The 20,113-nt window shown below is 43.1% G+C and carries 16 protein-coding genes; 7 read left to right on the forward strand and 9 right to left on the reverse strand.

From position 1 onward, the window contains the following. Positions 1-6 precede the first annotated feature (6 nt). The 7 genes from OCU36_RS16455 to deoD form a co-directional block, all read right to left on the reverse strand. Positions 7-555, reverse strand: coding sequence for an ECF-type riboflavin transporter substrate-binding protein (locus OCU36_RS16455; protein WP_261840609.1), 549 nt, complete (start codon positions 553-555; stop codon positions 7-9). A gap of 300 nt (positions 556-855) precedes the next feature. After that, positions 856-1,986, reverse strand: a complete 1,131-nt coding sequence (locus OCU36_RS16460; RefSeq protein WP_261840610.1) for an HlyD family secretion protein — start codon at positions 1,984-1,986, stop codon at positions 856-858. Continuing rightward, a complete protein-coding gene (locus OCU36_RS16465) occupies positions 1,986-2,381 on the reverse strand; it encodes a DUF3302 domain-containing protein (RefSeq protein WP_261840611.1) in 396 nt (131 codons plus the stop codon). Before OCU36_RS16465 ends, OCU36_RS16460 begins: the two co-directional genes overlap by 1 nt. A 200-nt stretch (positions 2,382-2,581) precedes the next feature. Further along, positions 2,582-4,162: a GGDEF domain-containing protein gene (locus OCU36_RS16470; protein ID WP_261840612.1), complete on the reverse strand. Its 1,581-nt coding sequence runs from the start codon at positions 4,160-4,162 to the stop codon at positions 2,582-2,584. Beyond that, a complete protein-coding gene (locus OCU36_RS16475) occupies positions 4,162-5,631 on the reverse strand; it encodes a tetratricopeptide repeat protein (protein WP_261840613.1) in 1,470 nt (489 codons plus the stop codon). Before OCU36_RS16475 ends, OCU36_RS16470 begins: the two co-directional genes overlap by 1 nt. Before the next feature lie 185 nt (positions 5,632-5,816). Next, on the reverse strand, positions 5,817-7,286 hold the full coding sequence (locus tag OCU36_RS16480; RefSeq protein WP_261840614.1) for a lactate dehydrogenase: 1,470 nt from the start codon (positions 7,284-7,286) through the stop codon (positions 5,817-5,819). Between the two features lie 117 nt (positions 7,287-7,403). Continuing rightward, positions 7,404-8,114 carry a purine-nucleoside phosphorylase gene (deoD, locus tag OCU36_RS16485; RefSeq protein ID WP_261840615.1) on the reverse strand — a complete coding sequence of 237 codons (711 nt, stop codon included), beginning with the start codon at positions 8,112-8,114 and terminating at the stop codon, positions 7,404-7,406. Positions 8,115-8,459: 345 nt separating this feature from the next. Here deoD and OCU36_RS16490 point away from each other — a divergent pair, with 345 nt between their 5' ends. Beyond that, entirely contained in the window at positions 8,460-9,431 is a 972-nt protein-coding gene (locus tag OCU36_RS16490; protein WP_261840616.1) for a L,D-transpeptidase family protein, read from the forward strand. Between the two features lie 137 nt (positions 9,432-9,568). Here OCU36_RS16490 and OCU36_RS16495 read toward each other — a convergent pair whose 3' ends face one another. After that, a complete protein-coding gene (locus OCU36_RS16495) occupies positions 9,569-9,835 on the reverse strand; it encodes an Lpp/OprI family alanine-zipper lipoprotein (protein WP_261840617.1) in 267 nt (88 codons plus the stop codon). A 363-nt stretch (positions 9,836-10,198) separates the two neighbouring features. Here OCU36_RS16495 and OCU36_RS16500 point away from each other — a divergent pair, with 363 nt between their 5' ends. Further along, positions 10,199-11,530: a DEAD/DEAH box helicase gene (locus OCU36_RS16500; RefSeq protein WP_261840618.1), complete on the forward strand. Its 1,332-nt coding sequence runs from the start codon at positions 10,199-10,201 to the stop codon at positions 11,528-11,530. A 282-nt stretch (positions 11,531-11,812) separates the two neighbouring features. Here OCU36_RS16500 and OCU36_RS16505 read toward each other — a convergent pair whose 3' ends face one another. Further along, positions 11,813-13,456, reverse strand: coding sequence for a methyl-accepting chemotaxis protein (locus OCU36_RS16505; RefSeq protein ID WP_261840619.1), 1,644 nt, complete (start codon positions 13,454-13,456; stop codon positions 11,813-11,815). A 473-nt stretch (positions 13,457-13,929) separates the two neighbouring features. Here OCU36_RS16505 and OCU36_RS16510 point away from each other — a divergent pair, with 473 nt between their 5' ends. From OCU36_RS16510 to OCU36_RS16530, 5 genes are all read left to right on the forward strand, one after another. Beyond that, complete coding sequence (locus OCU36_RS16510; protein ID WP_261840620.1) at positions 13,930-14,751, forward strand: phosphate ABC transporter substrate-binding protein; 822 nt, start codon at positions 13,930-13,932, stop codon at positions 14,749-14,751. Between the two features lie 119 nt (positions 14,752-14,870). Continuing rightward, the gene (gene pstC / locus OCU36_RS16515) at positions 14,871-15,800 is read left to right on the forward strand and encodes a phosphate ABC transporter permease subunit PstC (RefSeq protein WP_261840733.1); all 930 of its coding nucleotides are present in this window, start codon (positions 14,871-14,873) and stop codon (positions 15,798-15,800) included. Positions 15,801-15,865: 65 nt separating this feature from the next. Beyond that, positions 15,866-16,729, forward strand: a complete 864-nt coding sequence (gene pstA, locus OCU36_RS16520; protein ID WP_261840734.1) for a phosphate ABC transporter permease PstA — start codon at positions 15,866-15,868, stop codon at positions 16,727-16,729. 75 nt (positions 16,730-16,804) lie between these two features. Then, complete coding sequence (pstB, locus tag OCU36_RS16525) at positions 16,805-17,554, forward strand: phosphate ABC transporter ATP-binding protein PstB (protein ID WP_261840621.1); 750 nt, start codon at positions 16,805-16,807, stop codon at positions 17,552-17,554. 296 nt (positions 17,555-17,850) lie between these two features. Beyond that, positions 17,851-20,007 carry a GGDEF domain-containing protein gene (locus tag OCU36_RS16530; protein WP_390206331.1) on the forward strand — a complete coding sequence of 719 codons (2,157 nt, stop codon included), beginning with the start codon at positions 17,851-17,853 and terminating at the stop codon, positions 20,005-20,007. The last annotated feature ends 106 nt before the right edge of the window (positions 20,008-20,113 follow it).

Here is a 20,113-nt window from a genome sequence, read left to right on the forward strand (position 1 = left end):
TATCGCTTATGCCTCGGTCAAGTTGCGGCTTTGTTTGTTGCGTTTAGCGACTGATTTGAGGATCAGGAAGCCAACAATCGCAATGAGGACGGTATTACCCGCAGCGATAATAAACAGTTGAGTGAATACTTTAGTGAACGGTTCGGCGTATAGGATGGTATCGAGAAACGCCGAACAGCCGTAGCCTACAACGTTACCTGCGAGGGCAAGCACGATAAATAATACAAAGTCTTTCATGGGTAGTTCGCCATGTTGAAGACGATTCTTCGTCATCATAGGGAATAAGCCAATAACCATGCCCACGATGCCTGAGCCAAGAACCCAAGTTAACCACACGCCCCAGCCAGCGAATAAATCCGTTACCCAGTGACCGATAAAGCCGACTAAGAAGCCAACAATTGGACCGAACAAAACAGAAAACAGTGCTAGGACTGCCATTGCTGGTTTCAATGTCGTGTTTGCAAACACTGGGACACCAAACATTGGTAAGCCACCAATGCCGTACAGTGCCGCGCCAATGGCAATAACAACCACTGTTTTAGCTGAAAAGTTCATAGATAACCTCGAATACTGAAAGATAAAGCTTAATAAAGAACGAATATTCGCCATTACTACTATGCCTCTCAATGAGAACATTTTTTGGGCAAATATAAAAAATAAGGCGCGCATTATACAGTAGAACTCTTCTATAAGGGAAGATAAGTGTCTAGATGTCTAAAATTCCATCTGAACAGCTAAATATTGTGTGAAAAGCGCACTTTTGTGGTTAATCAAGCAACAAAAAAGCCAGAATGGATCTGGCTTTTCACTCGCTTTAATTGCCTGTTAAGCAGGTTGTTGTATATCTACGAACGTTTAGTGGTCAAGGTATAGATAGTTTTGCCAACTCTTCATGCGAATAAGTACTTTACGCATAATCGACACATGAGTGAAACTGTCGGAATAAACAGCAACCTCGACCGCAGTCCCCATCGGTAAATGGTAGTCAGACAGATCATCCGTGATGCTCAGTTTAACAAACACCCGACCACTGGTACGTAATGCATCCGTACCGAGAAGGGCACCTCTAGCTTGGAATTGGCTCTCACCAATGGCTGGAATTACTTCATCGATACGCCCTTTAAATACCTTTCCTGGCAAGGCTCTAAATAGGAACTCAGCTTCGTAACCCGGTTGTAGACGTTGTAAGGAGTTTTGTCTGAACGCCGCGGTATAGAACTGCTCCTCTGTGTGAACAAATGTCATCACAGGGGCCAAAGGAAGTGGTACTGCCATGACACCTGGGCGCAATGCTAGCTGCGTAACGTATCCGTCAGTGGGCGCTCGAACCACGGTTTGTTCTAAATCAAACTGAGCTTTACGCAACTCTGCCAATAAGCTCAAAACGGCGGTGTTCTCGCCTCCTATTTCAGACTCCAAGGCGATGTTTGCTTGTTCCAGATTCGCATCGGCGACTTTAACGGCGGCTTCTGATGCTTTGTAAGCTTGTCTGCGAGTGTCTAATTGTTGCTCGGTAAAGGCGCCGCTGTCATAACCGCGTTTGTAACGAGAGAATTCACGTTGGGCTTTATCTCTCTCTGCGATGGCTTTGATTCTTGCAGCCTCTGCTTCAGCCACTTCAGATTCCATACCCAGTGCACCTTGGCTCGCTTCTTTTACCTTGGCTTCTAATCTTGCGACTTCCGCTTCGAATGGCACGGGGTCGATTTTGAAAAGAATATCCCCTTTCTTAAGAGGCTTATTTGCCTCTACAGGCACTTCGATAACTTTGCCTCTCACACCGGAAACGATCGGTGTTGTTGAATACACTTGGTTACCGAGTTGCGTGAAAGGGTGGTTGTAGTTCATCAATAGAATTAAGGTACCAATCAGGACGACACCCCCAAGCACAGCGGTTGGGACTGTCCATTTGTTGAGCGGAATATTAAAGACTTTGAAGATGGTGATACAAAGTGCCGCATAGGTCATTATCAGCAGTAAATCCATTACTTAGCCTCCTGATCTTGAGCGTTGTTTGTTTTTTTCTCTGAGCTATTTTGTGTGGTATCGGTGTGTTTGAGCTGCGCGATTTCTTCCTGAAGGGTGCTTACTTGATCAATTAAAATATCGACGCGATGATGAATGTCGTGTTGCTCTTCTTCTAATTTGGCGAAGCCCCAACCGCGATCTTTACGCCATAGCGTTGCCCAGATCCAAAGGAATGGCCAGATAGTGTGTAAGGTGAATAGGCTAACCCAGCCTGACACATGAATCGCATCTTGATGAGGGTGATTGCGTTCTTTCGCAATTTCATAGGGGATATCGTGAATGACGATGATGCCGTAAAAGATGACTAATGCGACGAAAACCAGTAGACCGAGTGCAAAGTAGTCTAAAAACATAACAGGTCCTTGTAATGTTAGATATTAGTTATAAATATACTACGCTATCATTCAAGTAATTGTTATAAAAATGATTTGTTGAGTTAAAATAATGTGTCATCGATTCTGGTACCAATAAAATCCTTGGCGGACTTTATAAGATCTCATCGTGTTTTAAGATAGGACTTCGACTGAGGGCTTGGTGGTAGAGTTACATATCGCTACTCTGTACACACTTGATTACGACCGTTAGCTTTCGCTCGATATAGCGCTTTATCGGCGCGGTAGAAGGTGCGTTGAGTGTTTTCCCCCTCGCGATGCAAAGTGATACCGATACTGACCGTTAATCCACGTTCACCCAGTATGTCATGCCAACCAAATTGAAATATACGCTCACGATAATTTTCAGCGTGCATTTCTGCCTGCGCAAGATCGGTGTTTTCTAGGATGACTAAGAACTCTTCGCCACCAAACCTAATACATGAAGCACCTTTGAATTTGAAGTGAGAGCGCAGTTCTTGAGACACATTAACTATCGCCTTATCACCCACTAAGTGGCTCAGTTCGTCATTGATGGATTTAAAGTGGTCAATATCGACAACCATCAATGTAAAAGGCGTTTCATTCAGCAGCATGTCTTTCAGTTTTACATCTAACCATCGACGGTTACGCAAACCTGTCAATGGATCGGTGAAAACATCTTGTTGTAATTGTGCCACCGCATTCTTGTGTTGTTCGGTTGTCTCTTTCAGCTCTCTGTTTTCTTGCTCTGAGAGGATGAGCTTGAGTTGTAGCTCAAAGCGAGAAAGGCGGCGCAGTTGACTCGCTCCCAGTTCGCTGATTGGAATCTGCTTCATCAGATCGGTTTCAATTCGGTAACCTTTTTTCTCATAACTCAGCGCTTCTTGAAAACGTCCTTGTTTTACACACACTTCGCTCAAGGAGTCATAGAAACGCTTTGCAAGGACAGGAGAGGCGTATTCACTCACGCGTTTATCGGTACTTGAAAGGATCATGCTAGCGTATTCTTGTTTGCCGATAGCACTCAGGCAATGTGCCATTTCCAAGCGAGTCATCATCGCCAGCCAATTTGCTCGGGTATTATTGACGGGATACTGAACCTTCGCTAAACAGTTCAATGCATCGTTATATTTTTTCTTGCTACGAAGTACTTTTGCTTGGTAAAGCAGTATCTGAGTGGTCAGTCGTTTGTTGCTGACGAGAATACTCAGTTCTTCACATTCGTTCAGTAAATCATTGGCTGCGGTGATGCGGTTAAGCATGAGCAGGTTCGCGACCATATGAAGTTTAAATTTGAGCCGAAGAGAGCGACTGCTTATTGCATGGTCGATGCTATTGATCTTTTGGTAATAACGAAGGGCTCGATTATGATCGCCATAGGCATCACATAGGTTCCCCATACCTAAAATAGCCGCCACATATTTATCAATGTAGCCGTATTCAACCGCCATCGATGACGATGTTACGAATTCATTCAGAGCTGCGTTGTAATCCCCAATTTTAACTAAACGGTCACTTAAACTGGTTTTAACTGTAAGAATATCTTCTATATCAGAGGGTAAGTGGAGTAGATCTAATGCATGCCTTAACTCTTCGATACTGGCTTGGTTTTGTTGCAACTTCGCCCGGTATTCAGAGCTGATGATGTAACAATGCGCTTGTTCGGTTTTGGTCGTCGAAATATGTTGTCGAATATGATTCCAGAAAATGATCGCTTCTTCACCTGATACCGATGAAGGGTCCAAGCCGGCATCCGTGATCTTGCACAATAAGGTTTCCATCAAGATTGTACCTCAGTATCGTCTTCTTCAAGTTGTTCAAGGGTGAACGGAAACGTCAGAATATCATTGAGGCTGATGATAGGTTGCGGGCCTTTTAACCCCTTTCTGTGCCAAGGATAGATTTCCAACATGGTACTGAGCGTTTGGAAGGTCTGTTCTGCGGCGTGTCCTTTTTCTGAAAGCATAAGAGCAACCCGCTCTGAACTTAGCCTCGAAATGAAGTCGTTTCGATTACATAAAGTATGGGCAATCTCAGTGCAGATATCTAAGTAATCGGTATCTGGATGCTGAAACATAATGATGCTGTGGTTTGAGCGTTTGAGTTCTGTTTTAAATAGCACCAGTTGTTCCCACCAAAAGGTTTCCGAAACAACATAAGAAAAGTGTTTCTCGGGATTGTATTCGTGCTGACCCCGAATACGGTTAATCAGTTTTCTTGCTCTTTGTTCAAGTTGGCGTTTTGAACTGCGCGCTTTATCTAAGCCGACGCGGTTGGTCTGCTCTCGAAGCATACCGATAGAATATTGACGATACTTTTTAAAGGCGACGAGAGCGCCTTTAAAATCCAGGTTCTCTTCTGCAACGAGTGATTGTTGATAACATATCTGACTGAGTAGTTCGCCATTATCAAATTCGTTGGCCGACAGTTCTGCGAGTTTAAGCAATTCTGTGGCTTGTTCTGGCCTTTTTCTAAGCAACTCTAGGCGAGCTCGACTGATGTAGGAGTGCGCCTTCATCCATACTAAGTTGTGTTTTATCGCCAAGTTATGAGCTTTGGCTGTTGCTTTTTCCGCGTCATCTAAACGTTCTAAGCCAAGGAGAGCAAGCCCCCTAAAATCCCATACTTCGGCATGCCAAGTATTATCTTTATGGTATTTCAAGGCATCTTCTGCACCGTCGAGCACAGATAACATTTGAACATAATTATTGAGCAGGTAGTAATCCCAAGCGAGCAGTATTCTTGCTTTACCTTCAAGCCAACCTATACGACTGACATTGGCTACTTTTACCGCGAGTTGGTGGGTAGAGCATGCGAGTTTATACTCGTGAGTGATTCGCCAAATGTTGCCTAGGCCAATCAGGCATTCAATTTGTATCTCGATATCATCAGTCAACGCAGATTGCTCTAACGCATTGATCCAGTACTGTTGTGCGGAGTAATATTTGGCTTGCCCCCAGAATTGGAGAGCATGTAAATGGAGAATTTCAGGAAGAAAAAGGTCGGTATCTAATTGGCTTTGTCGTTTGTGGGCTTCTTTGATGTATTTTAAACCTTTCTGGTAATCCATCAGGTTCCAGCAGCATCTGGCCATTAACATCAGTGACTGGATCGCGCCCTCTTCAAACAAAACTTGCTCTGATCTGAAGAGGCATTGCTGTGTGATCTCTAGGATCACTGATGGCTCAGAGTCGATGCGAGTTTTGAGTTGTTCTAGTTCTGTTTCAAGAAGGTGCTGATTTTTATCCAAGGCTTAGATCCATAATTATCGAGCATATTGATAACACAATCATTATAAGAGTGTTATCAAGGATAAGCATCATTTATCTCTCTTAGAGCGTCAAAAAAACAACTATCTTTTAAAATTATAGGTGTGACCTCATGTTGTCACTTTAAATCAATGAGTTCCAGAAGAAATACCAACACGTTTAGCTGTTATGAGAGCAGTTGCTTTAGGGTTAGTGGCCGCTCTGTCACACCTAGGCGTTGCGCAGCGGTGAGCCCTTGCTTATCTTGGTAGCATAGATTGTGCCAAGCTCTAAATATGTCCAGCAATGGTAAGATGCCTCCTGGGCGAAGCTTCCGCCTAGGTTCATTGATAAAACTATCAAATAACATTTGGAAGCGCTGCTGATAGAATTTAGTTTGTTGGATAGAAGTGGTATTAAACCACGGCTTTTGTTTTGAATTATTACCGGTTAAGTAGCAGATGCCTTTCTGATTGTCGCCTTGATTTGCGATAGCCCAGCGATCGCGCCACCAACTCATATGAACGATGTCGATCTTTTCAAAACGTTGGTCGTCTTGCCAGCCAGAATCTTCTTCTACGTACATTAAGTCAATATTTAGACTCTGAATGCGTGGTAAACAGACGCTTAGTGCGGCGGATCTTAACAAGGGTTCTTGTGGCATATAGATCGTGACGTGTTTGTTTTCTTTACACATATCAAGCACATGCAAGAAATGAGCATATGAGGTATAAGGTGGTCGAATGAGGGCACCTTTAGAAGGGTAACTGAATGCAGTGAGGTTACCCATTGGGTCTTCAACATTACCCCGAGCAAGAATCACTTGGTATTGCTGCTCAATGCGCTCTTTCAGTTTGTCGGATGGTGGAGGGAGATCGAAATTTGCCTCTGACGAATACGCTTTTGAGACAAAGCGTGCAACGTCATCGTAAGGATCATGGTCAACTTTCCCCGACGGTTCTTCATGCTGAGAATAGTTGACATGCTGACAGAGGATATAGCCAGAATGCGCTTCACCTGTGGCGATCCAAAGCACACCATTATTACTTTTTGGTTGTAAACGCTGATAATGCGAAGCAAATTGATACTCTTCAGCATGATTGACCCATCTTGCATCAATCATTGCTAATTTTCGACGACAGCGGCTTGCGATATGCTCAACATGGTCATAGAAAGTCTTGGGATTGATTGCTAATTTTCTGCAGATCTCACGGACAGAATAACTCATAAACAATAAGCCCATGAGGTTTTCTTGAAACTGGAGTTTTTTGTTGGACCCAGACCACTTGTCAACAAACGTTGATTGGCAGTCTTTGCATCGATAGCGTTGCCTGTCACCACTGTAACCAAAGGCGTGATAGAGATGTTTATGGGTATGAACCGATAGGCCGAAGTTATCGCAATCATCATTACGACAAGCAGGAAGGCCATCGCTGTGAAGTTGTCTTAAACGATGAAGTTCGTTTAACACTTCACGATTATTAAGTAAGGGGGGGAAAGATCCACACTCACGACAAACCATCGCTGGACGCTTAGGATTCGCATGTTGCAAAACATAGAGTTTTGCATCGCTCAAGCCAAAGTTGTCACACGCCAATGTTTTACAAAAGTTGAGTTGTAATCCATCCGCATCTTTTGGCAGCTTGTCGTTGGACACGATCGCCCCCTCGGGGTTATTTAGGCAACCAAGCGAGCTTGGTTGCGAGGTATTGCGTTTCAATCTATGTATCGTCAAAAAGGAGCTAGTGCAAGAAAGTTAGCTTGAGTCTAGCGATTAAATGTTGATTGCTGTTTCAAGCGCAACGGTCATCATATCATTGAATGACTTTTGACGATCTTCTGAACTCAGTTTCTCACCACGGATGATGTGATCAGATACGGTAAGGATAGTTAGTGCTTTCGCGCCTAGATCCGCAGCCACACCGTAGATACCAGCCGCTTCCATATCAACACCAAGGATACCTAATTTTTCCATTTTTTCGAAAAGGTCAGCTTCTGGTGTGTAGAAAAGGTCGGCAGAGAATACGTTACCAACTTTAACTGGAACTTCTTGTACACGAGCTTGTTTAACGGCTTCTTCTAGAAGACCGAAATCAGCGATAGCCGCAAAATCGTGGTTGTTGAAACGAATACGGTTTACTTTTGAGTCAGTTGATGCACCCATACCGATAACAACATCCATGAGTTTAACGTCGTCACGTACTGCGCCACAGCTACCTACACGGATCACATTTTTCACACCGAACTCTGCGATTAGCTCATGTACGTAGATGCAGCATGATGGGATACCCATACCGTGGCCCATAACAGATACTTTTTTACCTTTGTAAGTACCTGTGTAGCCAAACATGTTGCGAACGTCACAAACTTGCTTCACGTCATCAAGGAAGGTTTCTGCAATGTATTTTGCGCGAAGCGGGTCGCCCGGCATCAGTACTGTTTCTGCGAAATCACCAGCTTGAGCATTTATATGAGGTGTTGCCATGGTCGTTCTCCAAAGTTTAAACGGTAATTATAGGAACAGGATTAATCAATTACCGATTCTGTTGAATTGAATTCGTTTTGTTGAGGCAATATTAGCGAGTTAAAACGAGGCCCCATGAGATGTTTGTCACAAAATGGCCTCAGTTATACAGTTTTATTGATATAGATAACTAAATCTGTTGAAAGCGCAAAGGCAATCGATTTTGCGTGACCAAATCGATATGCAACAAGAGGGTAAATATGTCTGGTAACGTAAACCTATAGGTGTTTAGCGATAAGTAACCGTTGTAGAGATGTTAAATCAACGATAATCTAAACTTAGATAAAAGGTAATCCAAGGAAATGTATGTCTTACTGCGCTCACGCGACGTTTTTTCACTTTATGAGAACACAACTACGTAAGATAGCCCTGCTTGCGGTTAGAAGCTTTTTGATTATTGGAGTCGCTTCACCGTGGGTGTCTGCAGCAACATTTGAACTTCCTCCTGCAGAAAGTCGCATTGTAGGGCGCATACAACAACACGAAGTGGCTGCTGGCGAGACGTTGGCCAACATTGCAAAGCAATATGATATTGGCTTTCTCTCTTTAATGGCTGCAAATAAAGGGGTGGATCCTTTTCTGCCCGCAGAAGGTTATGTGTTAAGCATCCCTAGTCGTTTAATTTTGCCTGATACGCCAAGGAAAGGCATCGTCATCAATCTTGCAGAGCTAAGGCTGTATTACTTTGAGCCTGAAAAAAATCAGGTGCACGTGTTTCCTGTCGGCATCGGTCGAATCGGGCGTGATACTCCTGAGATGATCACTAAAATAAGCCAAAAAAGACCCAACCCAACTTGGACTCCACCGAATTCAATCCGTGAAGAGTACCGAGAAAAAGGCATTGAATTACCTCAAGTGGTGCCTGCAGGGCCGGAAAATCCGCTTGGTGATTATGCATTGCGACTTGCTTATGGTGCCGGTGACTATTTGATCCACGGCACCAACAAGGATTTCGGAATAGGTTTACGGGTCAGCTCTGGTTGCATTCGAATGGAACCCAAAGATATAGAGTGGCTTTTTGAGCAAGTGCAGCGTGGTGAACAAGTCACCATTATTAATGAACCGATCAAAGTGTCATTGGAACCGGATAGAAGTGTGTTTGTAGAAGCACATGAACCATTGACGCGAAGTGATGGATCTAAGAAATTGCTGCAAATTCCGGTTGAATTAAAATGGTGGCTTCAAGATGCCGATATTCCTAGCGCAAAGGCGAAAGCGGTTATCTTTGCCCAAAACGGCGTCCCTGTTGAAATCACACCCCCTATGATTGAGTTTTAGTTCGATAGGTTCCTTGAAACGGATTTCTGCTTGCTCTCTCCCTTAAATAAAAAACACCACCTCTATTTGGAGGTGGTGATATCAATTTACTGCATTTTGCGACTGATATAATCTACAGCTTCATTGCGTATGTCTGACTACTTCGTGTAAGACTGTGCAATGTTGTCGATACGTTCGTTCGCACGATCCGCTTCTTCTTTTGCTGCCATTGCGGCTTCAGATGCTTCTTGAGCCTTCATCTCAGCTGCCGCTTTGTCACTCTTAAGCGCTTCAACTTCGTTGCTTAGTTCAGCAACTTGGTTCGTCAATTGGTCCATCTCTGACATTGCAGCTTCTTCTGGCTCAGAAGAACAACCAGCTAAAATGAAAACTGAGGCTGCAGCTGCGATTAACGTCTTATTCATAAGAACTCCTTGCTTATTTATCATCAAAAGATGCGCTATACATTCTTTATCATATAGTCGCTTCATTAATGATTGTAGCGACTAATTTTTTAAGCGCAAAATCAATAACTAAAGAAATCGTTAAATTATGAAGGTAACTAGCTAAGCATCACAATGTGTCTCATTTTTGAGATGCGACATATTTGAAGTCGGCTTTGACGATGTATCGTGACGCTATCCCTTTGCTAGCAATAGATACAATGTTCTAGCTAACGATAGATTCAAGGATAAATTTACGGTGATCTCTATCCTTATAAAGCACTTTCGCGGTATCATGTTACGTTAAATTAATTTTATTCAATACCATCATGACTGGAGAGTCCTTTGCACTTTAAAGATTTAGGCTTAGATAACCGCTTACTGAAGAACTTAAAACATTACGACTTCAAGAAAGCGACAGAGATCCAAACAAAAGCGATCCCTGTTGCTATTGCTGGTAAGGATCTATTGGCTTCATCAAAAACGGGATCAGGCAAAACATTGGCGTTTGTGTTACCAATGATTCACAAAGCATTAAAAACAAAAGCGTTTTCTGCTAAAGATCCTCGTGGTGTAATTTTGGCTCCTACTCGTGAGTTAGCGAAACAAGTTTACGGCGAACTGCGTAGTATGCTTGGTGGCTTATCTTACGAAGCGGCGCTTATTTTGGGTGGAGAGAACTTTAACGATCAAGTTAAAGCGCTGCGTAAGTACCCGCGTTTTATCGTCGCGACTCCAGGCCGCCTTGCCGACCATCTAGAGCATCGTTCATTGTTCTTAGATGGTGTTGAAACGTTGATCCTTGATGAAGCTGACCGTATGTTGGATTTAGGTTTTGCTCCTGAATTACGTCGTATCGCGAATGCCGCTAAACACCGTCGTCGTCAAACGTTGATGTTTTCTGCGACGCTTGATCATGCGGAAGTCAATGGCATTGCTAATGAAATGCTAGACGCACCGAAGCGTATCTCTGTAGGCGTGTCTAACGAACAACACCTTGATATTACTCAGAAGTTTTACCTGTGTGACCACTTAGATCACAAAGAAGCGATTTTAGACCGAGTTCTGGAAGAGGCGGAATACCGCCAGGTGATGATCTTCACTGCAACGCGCGCTGATACGGATCGCCTAACGGATAAGCTAAACGAGAAGAAGCTGAAAGCAGTGGCATTGAGCGGCAACCTCAACCAAACACAACGTAATGCCATCATGAGTCAGTTTGAGCGTGCGGTTTACAAGATCTTAGTAACAACCGATGTTGCTTCACGTGGTATTGATATTCCAAACGTAAGCCACGTTATTAATTTTGATATGCCAAAGCACACCGAAGAGTACGTACACCGTGTGGGTCGTACGGGTCGTGCTGGCAACAAAGGTGATGCAATCTCTTTGGTTGGCCCAAAAGACTGGGATAGCTTTAAGCGTGTTGAGCTTTACCTCCAACAAGATCTTACTTTCTCAGTGCTTGAAGGCTTAAAAGGTAAGTTTAAAGGCATCAAGCCACGTAAACCGACTTTTGTGAAAGGTGGCCCGGCTAAGAAGAAGACAGCGACTCAAGCTAAGAAAACGCCGAAGAAACCGGTTAAGCGCGATAAGAGCTTCCACCAGAATGTGGCCGTGGGTGATAGCGTATTTATCCCTAAGAAGAAAGTGGCTCCAAAAGTGGACGACGAGTAATCAACTCACCACAGTGATAATCGAAGGTTGATAAAAACCGATCTTTATAAAAGCTAATGCAAATAAAAACCGCCGGCGATGGCGGTTTTTTTGTCTTTGCTCTTCGAACTACGGTAGGTGGAATGGGGAACGGTTCTACTTAAAAAGAGAAAATAGGCTGAAGGATATTGACCAGTAAGGCTTTGCTCAAAAGTGTATCGTTGAAAAAAAACCAGTCATATGTGACTGGTTTTTGGCGTGATTAATATTATCTTTGGTGCGAAATGCAATGAGATAATTAAATTAAACCTTGAAGAAATCCAACTGCTGTTTTTGTTGTTCAGCGAGTTGCGATAATTCATGACTTGCAGTTGTCGCTTGGGTGATACCGGTTACGTTTTGGGTCACCAAATTGTAGATATTGGTAATATTACGATTGATATCAGCGGTTACTTGGCTTTGCTCTTCTGCGGCAGAGGCAACTTGCGTATTCATATCGGTCATGTCGGTGATTGAATTCGCGATATTTGATAATGCTGAGCTCACTTCACCCGTCAGGTGTTGGTTGCGTTCCAGCATTGACAATGAACGGTCCATGCTCTCATTTGCGTTACCTGACTCAACTTGTAAGCCTTCGATAATCGCTTGAATCTCTTTGGTAGAGTCTTGTGTACGTGCTGCTAACATGCGGACTTCATCGGCTACGACGGCGAAACCACGACCAGTTTCACCAGCACGAGCGGCTTCGATTGCAGCATTGAGTGCAAGAAGATTGGTTTGCTCAGAGATACTCTGAATCACTTCAATCACTTTACCAATTTGTTCAGATTGTTCTTTCAATGTGCCCACAACATTTGCGGCTTCGCTAAGCTGAATTGCCATTTGTTCGTTCGCTTGGTTGCTCTCATTAAACAAACTCATGCTGTGCGTTGCCATTTCATCAGCTTGCTTTGACGCGACATCGGCTTGCACTGCATTCTCGTTAACGTGCGATGCTGTGCTTTCAAGTTGATTGACAGCAGAAGCAACTTGTTCAACTTCTTGTCTTTCTTGGTCTGAGTTCGCACTTGATTGTGTCATGACAGCAGCAAGCTCTGTTGAAGCTGAAGCGACTTCCATACTAATTCGAGAGAGTGAGCTGACGGTGTTTCGTAATTGTACGATGGATTTATTGACATCTTGCGCTAGGCGTGAGATTTCATTGTTACCATGCTCTTCAGCTTTAACCAATAAGTTACCCGTAGCGACTTCACGCATCGTTTCCTGAATATTACTGATGGGCTTAACAATCACACCAGCGAGTATCCAACTGATAATTAATGAAGCGGAAAGAATGATTATCAGAACAATGGTGGCGATATCGAGTGTACTCTTATGGTGTGCGCCATTTCTATCGACTTCTTGGGTGGCAATATGATTCAACTGTTTAGACAGAATATCGATAGCTTTTACCATCTCATTACCAGCGTTACGAAATTGATCGATCGCTATTTTGTAACGGTTATCAAAGTCAGAGGTGAGAGTGGTATTACCGTGTTTCACTTTTAATAGCGGCAGTAAGGCTGTTTGAGTTAACTCGACGTAATGATTCATAGCCTTACGCATCTCATTTACTTCGTTTTGCATCCCTTCTACGGAATCTAATGAATCTAATAGGCGAGCATTTTGCGCACGCTTTTGATTCAGATGTTCAACTAACGTTTTCATATCATCGGCGTTGAACAAACTGTAAATAGACTTAATACGCATATCGTAGCTGTTGTCGACGATCTCGCTGAGTTCTTCTTTATGTATGATCAACTGATCGGTTGCGACTGACACATCACTAAATGCATTTTCAAGCTCTTCACCACCGACAATGATACCCGCCAAAAGTAATACGACGGAAAAAAGAACAGGAATTAAAATCTGTATTTTTATAGATAAGCCACTGAGAAGATTTCGCATGTTGTGTATAACCTTGAATAAATTTATAAGAAGAGAGCCGTTATTATCAGAATTATAGGTTGATTCTAATGAATGGGACTAACAATTCAATCTGTAATGGTATTGATTTTATCATACGATAGTAGGAATTTAAAAACATGTTTATTTATTATTTAGATAAGCAAGGTTGTTACATATATTTTTTATTTCTTTTACATTTTTCAGGTTTTTAATCTAGAAATATATTGATAGGTGTCCATATAAATAGAAGAGATAGTTTGATATTTTTAAATATATGTCGATAAAGCAGAGCAATCATTAAGTTTGATTAATATGTGATGAGCAATTGTTCGAATAAGAGCGAAATTTATTATAAATCTGTCGTTGTCACACAGGCTTCAATTAAGTGAAACACAACTGTCACATTTGGATTTTAAAGTAGGCACCGTTCGAGTAAAACACAACGGCAATAACGCCACTTAAGGAAATTTGTGATGAAAAAGACAGTTATCGGTGCAATCGCTCTTCTAGGTGCACTCACAGTGACTCCGGCTTCAGCTAAAGAAACTATTTCAGCAGTTGGTTCAAGCAGCGTGACTCCACTGATGGAAGTTTTCTCTGAAACATACATGAAAACGCACTCAAACGTATTTATTGAAGTACAAGGCCCAGGCTCTTCGGCTGGCGTTAAAGCTGCGAAGAACGGCAGTGCTGATTTAGGTATGTCTTCTCGTAATCTTAAAGATGATGAGAAAGAAGCGACATTAATTGAAGAAGTCATTGCTCGTGACGGCATTGCCGTCGTGGTTAACCCTAAAAACGGTCTTAAAGGTCTGACGGCTGAGCAAGTGACCGCTATTTACAAAGGCAAAATAACGAACTGGAAAGACGTTGGTGGTGCAGACAAGCCCATCGTAGCAATCACTCGTGACACTGCATCCGGTACTCGTGGTGCATTCGAAGATATCATGTCTCTTAAAATGAAAGTGTCTGGCATGAAAGTATCAGCAATCTCTCAACGTGCTCAAGTTGCGAACGGAAACGGTGCACTAAAAACAATGGTGGCATCTAATCCTTACGCAATCGGCTATATCTCTTTAGGGACTGTCGATAGCTCAGTACATGCTCTTGCCATTGATGGTACTGAAGCATCTGTCGACAACGTGAAGAACGGTTCTTACAAAGTGGCTCGTCCTTTCCTTGTCCTTTACAAAAAAGGTAAGCCTTCTTCTGAAACTCAAAAGTTCCTGGATTGGATGTTAACGCCGGAAGCGCAGACGCTTGTTGACAACAAAGGTTACATCTCAATTCACTAATCTCAAATTACTTAATATTGCTCAGCCGACCTTTTCTGGCTGAGCCTTTTTTATCCCACTTCGAGTGACTTCGTGCGCTGACAAAGCGTGTTAAGGATCATCGATATGTGAGACTTGTTATGACCATCGCAACGAATAGTGAACAGCTTATGAATAGCGAAGCGACTCAACTCAAACCCAGTCTACGTCAAAAGAAACGTATCGATTGGAGAGAACACATCTTCCACGGCTTATTTCTTACCAGTGCCATCATCGGCATCGTATCTCTTGCTGTTATTGCTTACTTCATCGTTAAAGAAAGTATCCCAGCATTCCAACAAGCGGGCCTTGCGGGCATCGTTTTAGGGCAAAACTGGCTACCACCGGCACTTTATGGTGTCGCGACTATGATTGTTGCTTCTGTTGTATCGACATTAGGTGCGGTCGTGGTTGGCGTGCCTATTGGTGTATTGACGGCAATCTTCATTGCTGAAATCGCTCCCAAGCGTCTAGCGGACATCATTCGCCCTGCTGTGGAGTTGTTAGCGGGTATCCCATCGGTAGTTTATGGTTTCTTTGGCCTAGTGATTATCGTCCCCCTGATTCAAAACGTGTTTCAAGTGCCTGCGGGTAATACCATTTTGGCCGGTATTATTGTACTGGGGGTGATGATTCTTCCAACGGTAATCACGGTTTCGGAAACCTCCATTCGAGCAGTACCAAGAACATACAAAGAAGGGTCTTTAGCGTTAGGTGCATCAAAGATCTTCACCATCTTCAAGCTTCTCGTTCCTGCTGCTCGTTCAGGCATCATGACAGGGGTGATCTTGGGAATTGGTCGGGCGTTAGGTGAAACGATGGCAATCATTATGGTGATGGGTAATGCGCCAGCAATGCCTGAAGGTATTTTAGATTCAGCTCGTACACTCACCGCGAACATTGCGATTGAAATGTCTTACGCGAGTGGTATTCACGCAAGTGCGCTATACGCGACGGGCGTTGTTCTCCTTATTTTCATCATGTCTCTGAATGCAATTCTACTTTATTTGAACCGTGAGAAGGCGAGGTAAATATTATGTCTTTGGAAAATAATGTCACACCTCAAGCTAAGCCAACGAATTTGCGAGGCAAGACGATGAATGAAGTCGCGTTAAAGAAAGCTCGCGCACGCAAAGACGCGGTATTAAGTGGTTTCATCTGGACTGCGGCAGCGCTAACGGTGGGTTTCTTATTCTGGATTATGTGGTACATCCTTTCTAACGGCTTACAGCACGTTGATTGGAAGTTCATTACGGATGATTACACACGTACCGGTGATGAGCATGGTATCTTTCCGATGATCATCTCCACGATATACATGGTTATTGCATCAATAGCGGTAGCGGCACCACTTGGCATCATGACGGCAATCTATCTGACTGAATACGCAAAAGTGGGCAGTCGTTTAGTTAAGGTTATTCGTTTTTGTACCGAGTCATTGGCTGGTATCCCATCCATTATTTTCGGTTTGTTTGGTATGACATTCTTCGTTGCGATTTTAGGTTTAGGTTTCTCTATCCTATCTGGTGCGTTGACATTGAGTATCTTGATCCTTCCAGTGATTATTCGTACCACTGAAGAAGCGTTGATGGCTGTTTCTCAAACTTACCGCGAAGGTTCTTACGGTTTGGGGGCTTCAAAAATATACACCATTTGGCGTCTGATTCTTCCTAGTGCGATGCCCGGTATCCTCACTTCCGTTATTCTGAGTATCGGTCGTGTGATTGGTGAATCCGCCCCTGTCTTCTTGACTGCAGGTATGGTGGCTCGTATCCCAGATTCATTGATGGATTCTGGACGAACACTCACCGTTCACTTATATAAATTGACGACAGAGCTGTTTACCATTGAAGAATGGAATCAAGCTTACGGTACAGCAACAGTACTGATTGTTCTTGTACTACTGATCAACACGCTAACTAAGTTGATCGCCAGACGTTTTAATACAGCCACTTACTAAGCAAAGGCTTCTTGAGCCAAATAAGCTGATAAAACGAACACAGTACAGATTTTGATGAATTACGAGATGATGAACATGAACAAATTTAATATTAAAGATTTAGACCTTTTTTATGGCGATAACCAAGCACTTAAATCGATTAACTTACCTGTACCTGAGCGTCAAGTTACCGCTTTGATCGGCCCATCGGGTTGCGGTAAGTCAACGTTATTGCGCTGTCTGAACCGCATGAATGATCTTATTGAAGGTGTCAAAATTACTGGTTTACTTGAGATGGACGGTATTAACATTTACGGTAATATTGATGTCGCTGACCTGCGTATCCGCGTTGGTATGGTCTTCCAAAAACCGAACCCATTTCCTATGAGTATTTATGAAAATGTGGCTTATGGTCTGCGTGCACAAGGCATTAAAGATAAAAAGCATATTGACGAAGTGGTTGAAAGCTCGCTTCGTGGAGCCGCATTGTGGGATGAGGTAAAAGATCGCCTTAAAGCGCACGCATTTGGTCTATCTGGTGGTCAACAACAACGTCTGTGTATTGCTCGCACGATTGCGATGCAACCTGACGTGATTTTGATGGATGAACCCACTTCAGCGCTAGACCCAATTGCGACACACAAGATTGAAGAATTGATGGAAGATCTGAAGAAAAACTTCACTATCGTGATTGTCACGCACTCAATGCAGCAAGCGCGTCGTATCTCAGATCGTACAGCTTTCTTCTTAATGGGCGAGTTGGTTGAGCATAACGAAACGAGTGTTATCTTCAGCGAACCAAAAGATGATCGTACCAAAGGCTATGTAAACGGTGATTTTGGTTAATTGATGATTTAACGCTTCTCATTGATACGCAAGTTAGATAATCGAACCGCTCGATAAAATTATCACTATAACTATAAGCGATGGATGTTTTGCCCTACTTTAGGTGGGGCTTTTTTAGTGTTTCAACAAAAATCTCAAGGTCGATAAAATTTTGGGCAGAAAATCCCATTTTTGTCGTCCTTCTCATGCTTGTGACAATGTAAAAATAGAAATTGCGATCCGCTTAACATCTCATTTTTAGTTATATTGATTGCATATCAAGGCTTCGGTATTTTTCGCTTAACCATCAACCGCCAATGGATGAAAGCGTGTCGACTCAAGTCTTTGCAAAACAAATTTCTGCTGCGCGTAACCACCGTTTATTGGCAGAACCTCTTTTTGACTACCTTATTAAACGGCTCTCGCCCCAGGGGATCGGTATCTTTGTTGAGCCGACACCTGAAAGTGATGTGTTACCACTATTTGCTTACGGTGATTTAACGTCACTCGCACAATACCCTGCGACATTCTGGCCTTGGGTTTCCCAGTTCGATATCACGGACGGCATGCTTGCTATGGCAACCAATACGTGTCAGTGGCAGCACGAGGGAGTGTTGGGTGGTGAGTCATTTATCATGATGCTCGATAACAGGGCTGCCTATAGAACTTTTTTAATCGTTCAAAATTGCAATCAAGAAAAGGCCCAAAAAACGTTTGATCAAGCGTTTGATTTTTTTCAATTAGTTGCAGCTCGTTGGCAGTATATACGCGCAGAGAAGAATGCCGAGTGTGAGAGCAAATATAAAGATGCCCGTGAAGCACAATATCTCGACGAAATTAAGCTTCGTGAATTGTTTGTTGACAATATTAAACTGGTTCATGAGGTGGCGTTAGAGCTTTCTAACCCAGAATCGTTAGATGCCTTGTATAAAGCTTCAGTAGAAGCGGTTCGAGACAGGTTAGGTTTTGACCGTGCCATCTTTATGCTGCTTGATATGAAAAAGTGCAGTTTTAGTGGAACTTATGGAACAGATGAAGCGGGGAAAACCAACAGCGAGTACCACACTCAATACGACCTACATCAACTCGAAGTCGAATATATAGAAGCTCTGTCTGACAACCACACTAACTTAGTTATTATCGAACATGCACCACTCTATACTGAGGGAAAAGTCGTCGGTCAAGGGTGGAATGGTATGTTGATCTTACGTGAAGGGGACAAACCGGTCGGCTGGATTGCCATAGACAACTATATTAAACGCTCGCCAATAACTCATTACCAAAAACAGATGCTTGAATCTTTTGGTTCTCTGCTCTCTCAAATATACATCCGTAAACGTCAAGAACAAAATATACGCATGCTGCATTCGAGCATGGTTGAACTGTCTCGTTGCGATAGTGTCAGTGGAGTGTGTAAGTCGGCAGTCAGCTTCGCGATACAGCACTTAGGCATAGATCGATTAGCGGTTTTTCTTACCGATAAGAATTGCAGTTATATGCAAGGTACTTGGGGGACAGACGTTAAAGGTAACATTGTCGATGAATCTTATTACTTATCGGAGCTGGTGGAACGTAACATTGTGTCGGCAGCTCGCGCTTGTCCTAATCAAGTAGCCTTTGAAGAGTCAGTACCCATCTATCACGACTTTAATATTGTGGGAGTCGGTTGGACGGCAATGACCATGCTTACCACGAATACGGGGCAGCCTATTGCATTTATAGCGGCGGATAATTTGTTGACTCGCAGCCCCCTAACGTCGCAGTTGCGCGAAGTGATTCGTATCTTTGCTTCTAGCCTTGCTGAAGTCCTTCAAAGAACCATGGCACAAGAGGAACTTAAAAAGCTGAATGAAACGTTAGAGCAAGAGGTCAGTAAGCGCACTCAAGAGCTTAAACGAGCAAATGAGCAATTGGATATCATCTCTAAACTCGATCCTCTGACACGTCTTGGAAATCGTCGTAAATTGGCACAGGTTTTAGATAATTTGAATTGTGATGACCAAGGTTTGATGGCCGTGCAAGAGGAGGTCACATTTGGATTGATCCTGGTCGACCTCGATCACTTTGGTCTGTACAACAGCGTTTATGGCCACGCGGAAGGTGACGCCGCTTTGCGTATGGTCGGTCAGATATTAAACAACCATGTTTATAGTGATAAAGAGACGTTTTGTCGTATTGGTGGTGAAGAGTTTATGCTGTTGATGATCGGCACAAACTACTCTGAAACGAAACAGCGTGCAGAGTTGATCAGAAAGCGTATCGAAGAGGAGAAGATTCTGCATTGTGAAAGCAGCACCAGTCGATATTTAACGGCATCTGTCGGTTACGCTTCGATAACTTCTGATCAACAACAATTCGATTTCGACCTGCTGTATGACATGGCAGACAAAGCGTTATATCAAGCCAAAAATTCGGGACGCAATCGGGTTGTCTCTGCGTTAAAAAAACAAAAGGTGGCTGCGACACTTTCTTAAAACATGACCTGATTTCGCTGATTAATTCTCTCTTCTTATTCTAAAAATAAAGGCCGTTGATTTTAAAGTGATCAACGGCCTTTATGCGTAACTATTTTACAGGAAA

It is taken from the genome of Vibrio artabrorum (genome assembly GCF_024347295.1).
Classification (GTDB): Bacteria; Pseudomonadota; Gammaproteobacteria; order Enterobacterales; family Vibrionaceae; genus Vibrio; species Vibrio artabrorum.

Coding starts and splice junctions, on each gene's coding strand:
- OCU36_RS16455 (WP_261840609.1), bottom strand. CDS start 555: ATGAACTTTTCAGCTAAAACAGTGGTTGTTATTGCCATTGGCGCGGCA.
- OCU36_RS16460 (WP_261840610.1), bottom strand. CDS start 1,986: ATGGATTTACTGCTGATAATGACCTATGCGGCACTTTGTATCACCATC.
- OCU36_RS16465 (WP_261840611.1), bottom strand. CDS start 2,381: ATGTTTTTAGACTACTTTGCACTCGGTCTACTGGTTTTCGTCGCATTA.
- OCU36_RS16470 (WP_261840612.1), bottom strand. CDS start 4,162: ATGGAAACCTTATTGTGCAAGATCACGGATGCCGGCTTGGACCCTTCA.
- deoD (WP_261840615.1), bottom strand. CDS start 8,114: ATGGCAACACCTCATATAAATGCTCAAGCTGGTGATTTCGCAGAAACA.
- OCU36_RS16490 (WP_261840616.1), top strand. CDS start 8,460: ATGTCTTACTGCGCTCACGCGACGTTTTTTCACTTTATGAGAACACAA.
- OCU36_RS16495 (WP_261840617.1), bottom strand. CDS start 9,835: ATGAATAAGACGTTAATCGCAGCTGCAGCCTCAGTTTTCATTTTAGCT.
- OCU36_RS16505 (WP_261840619.1), bottom strand. CDS start 13,456: ATGCGAAATCTTCTCAGTGGCTTATCTATAAAAATACAGATTTTAATT.
- OCU36_RS16510 (WP_261840620.1), top strand. CDS start 13,930: ATGAAAAAGACAGTTATCGGTGCAATCGCTCTTCTAGGTGCACTCACA.
- pstC (WP_261840733.1), top strand. CDS start 14,871: ATGACCATCGCAACGAATAGTGAACAGCTTATGAATAGCGAAGCGACT.
- pstA (WP_261840734.1), top strand. CDS start 15,866: ATGAATGAAGTCGCGTTAAAGAAAGCTCGCGCACGCAAAGACGCGGTA.
- pstB (WP_261840621.1), top strand. CDS start 16,805: ATGAACAAATTTAATATTAAAGATTTAGACCTTTTTTATGGCGATAAC.
- OCU36_RS16530 (WP_390206331.1), top strand. CDS start 17,851: ATGGATGAAAGCGTGTCGACTCAAGTCTTTGCAAAACAAATTTCTGCT.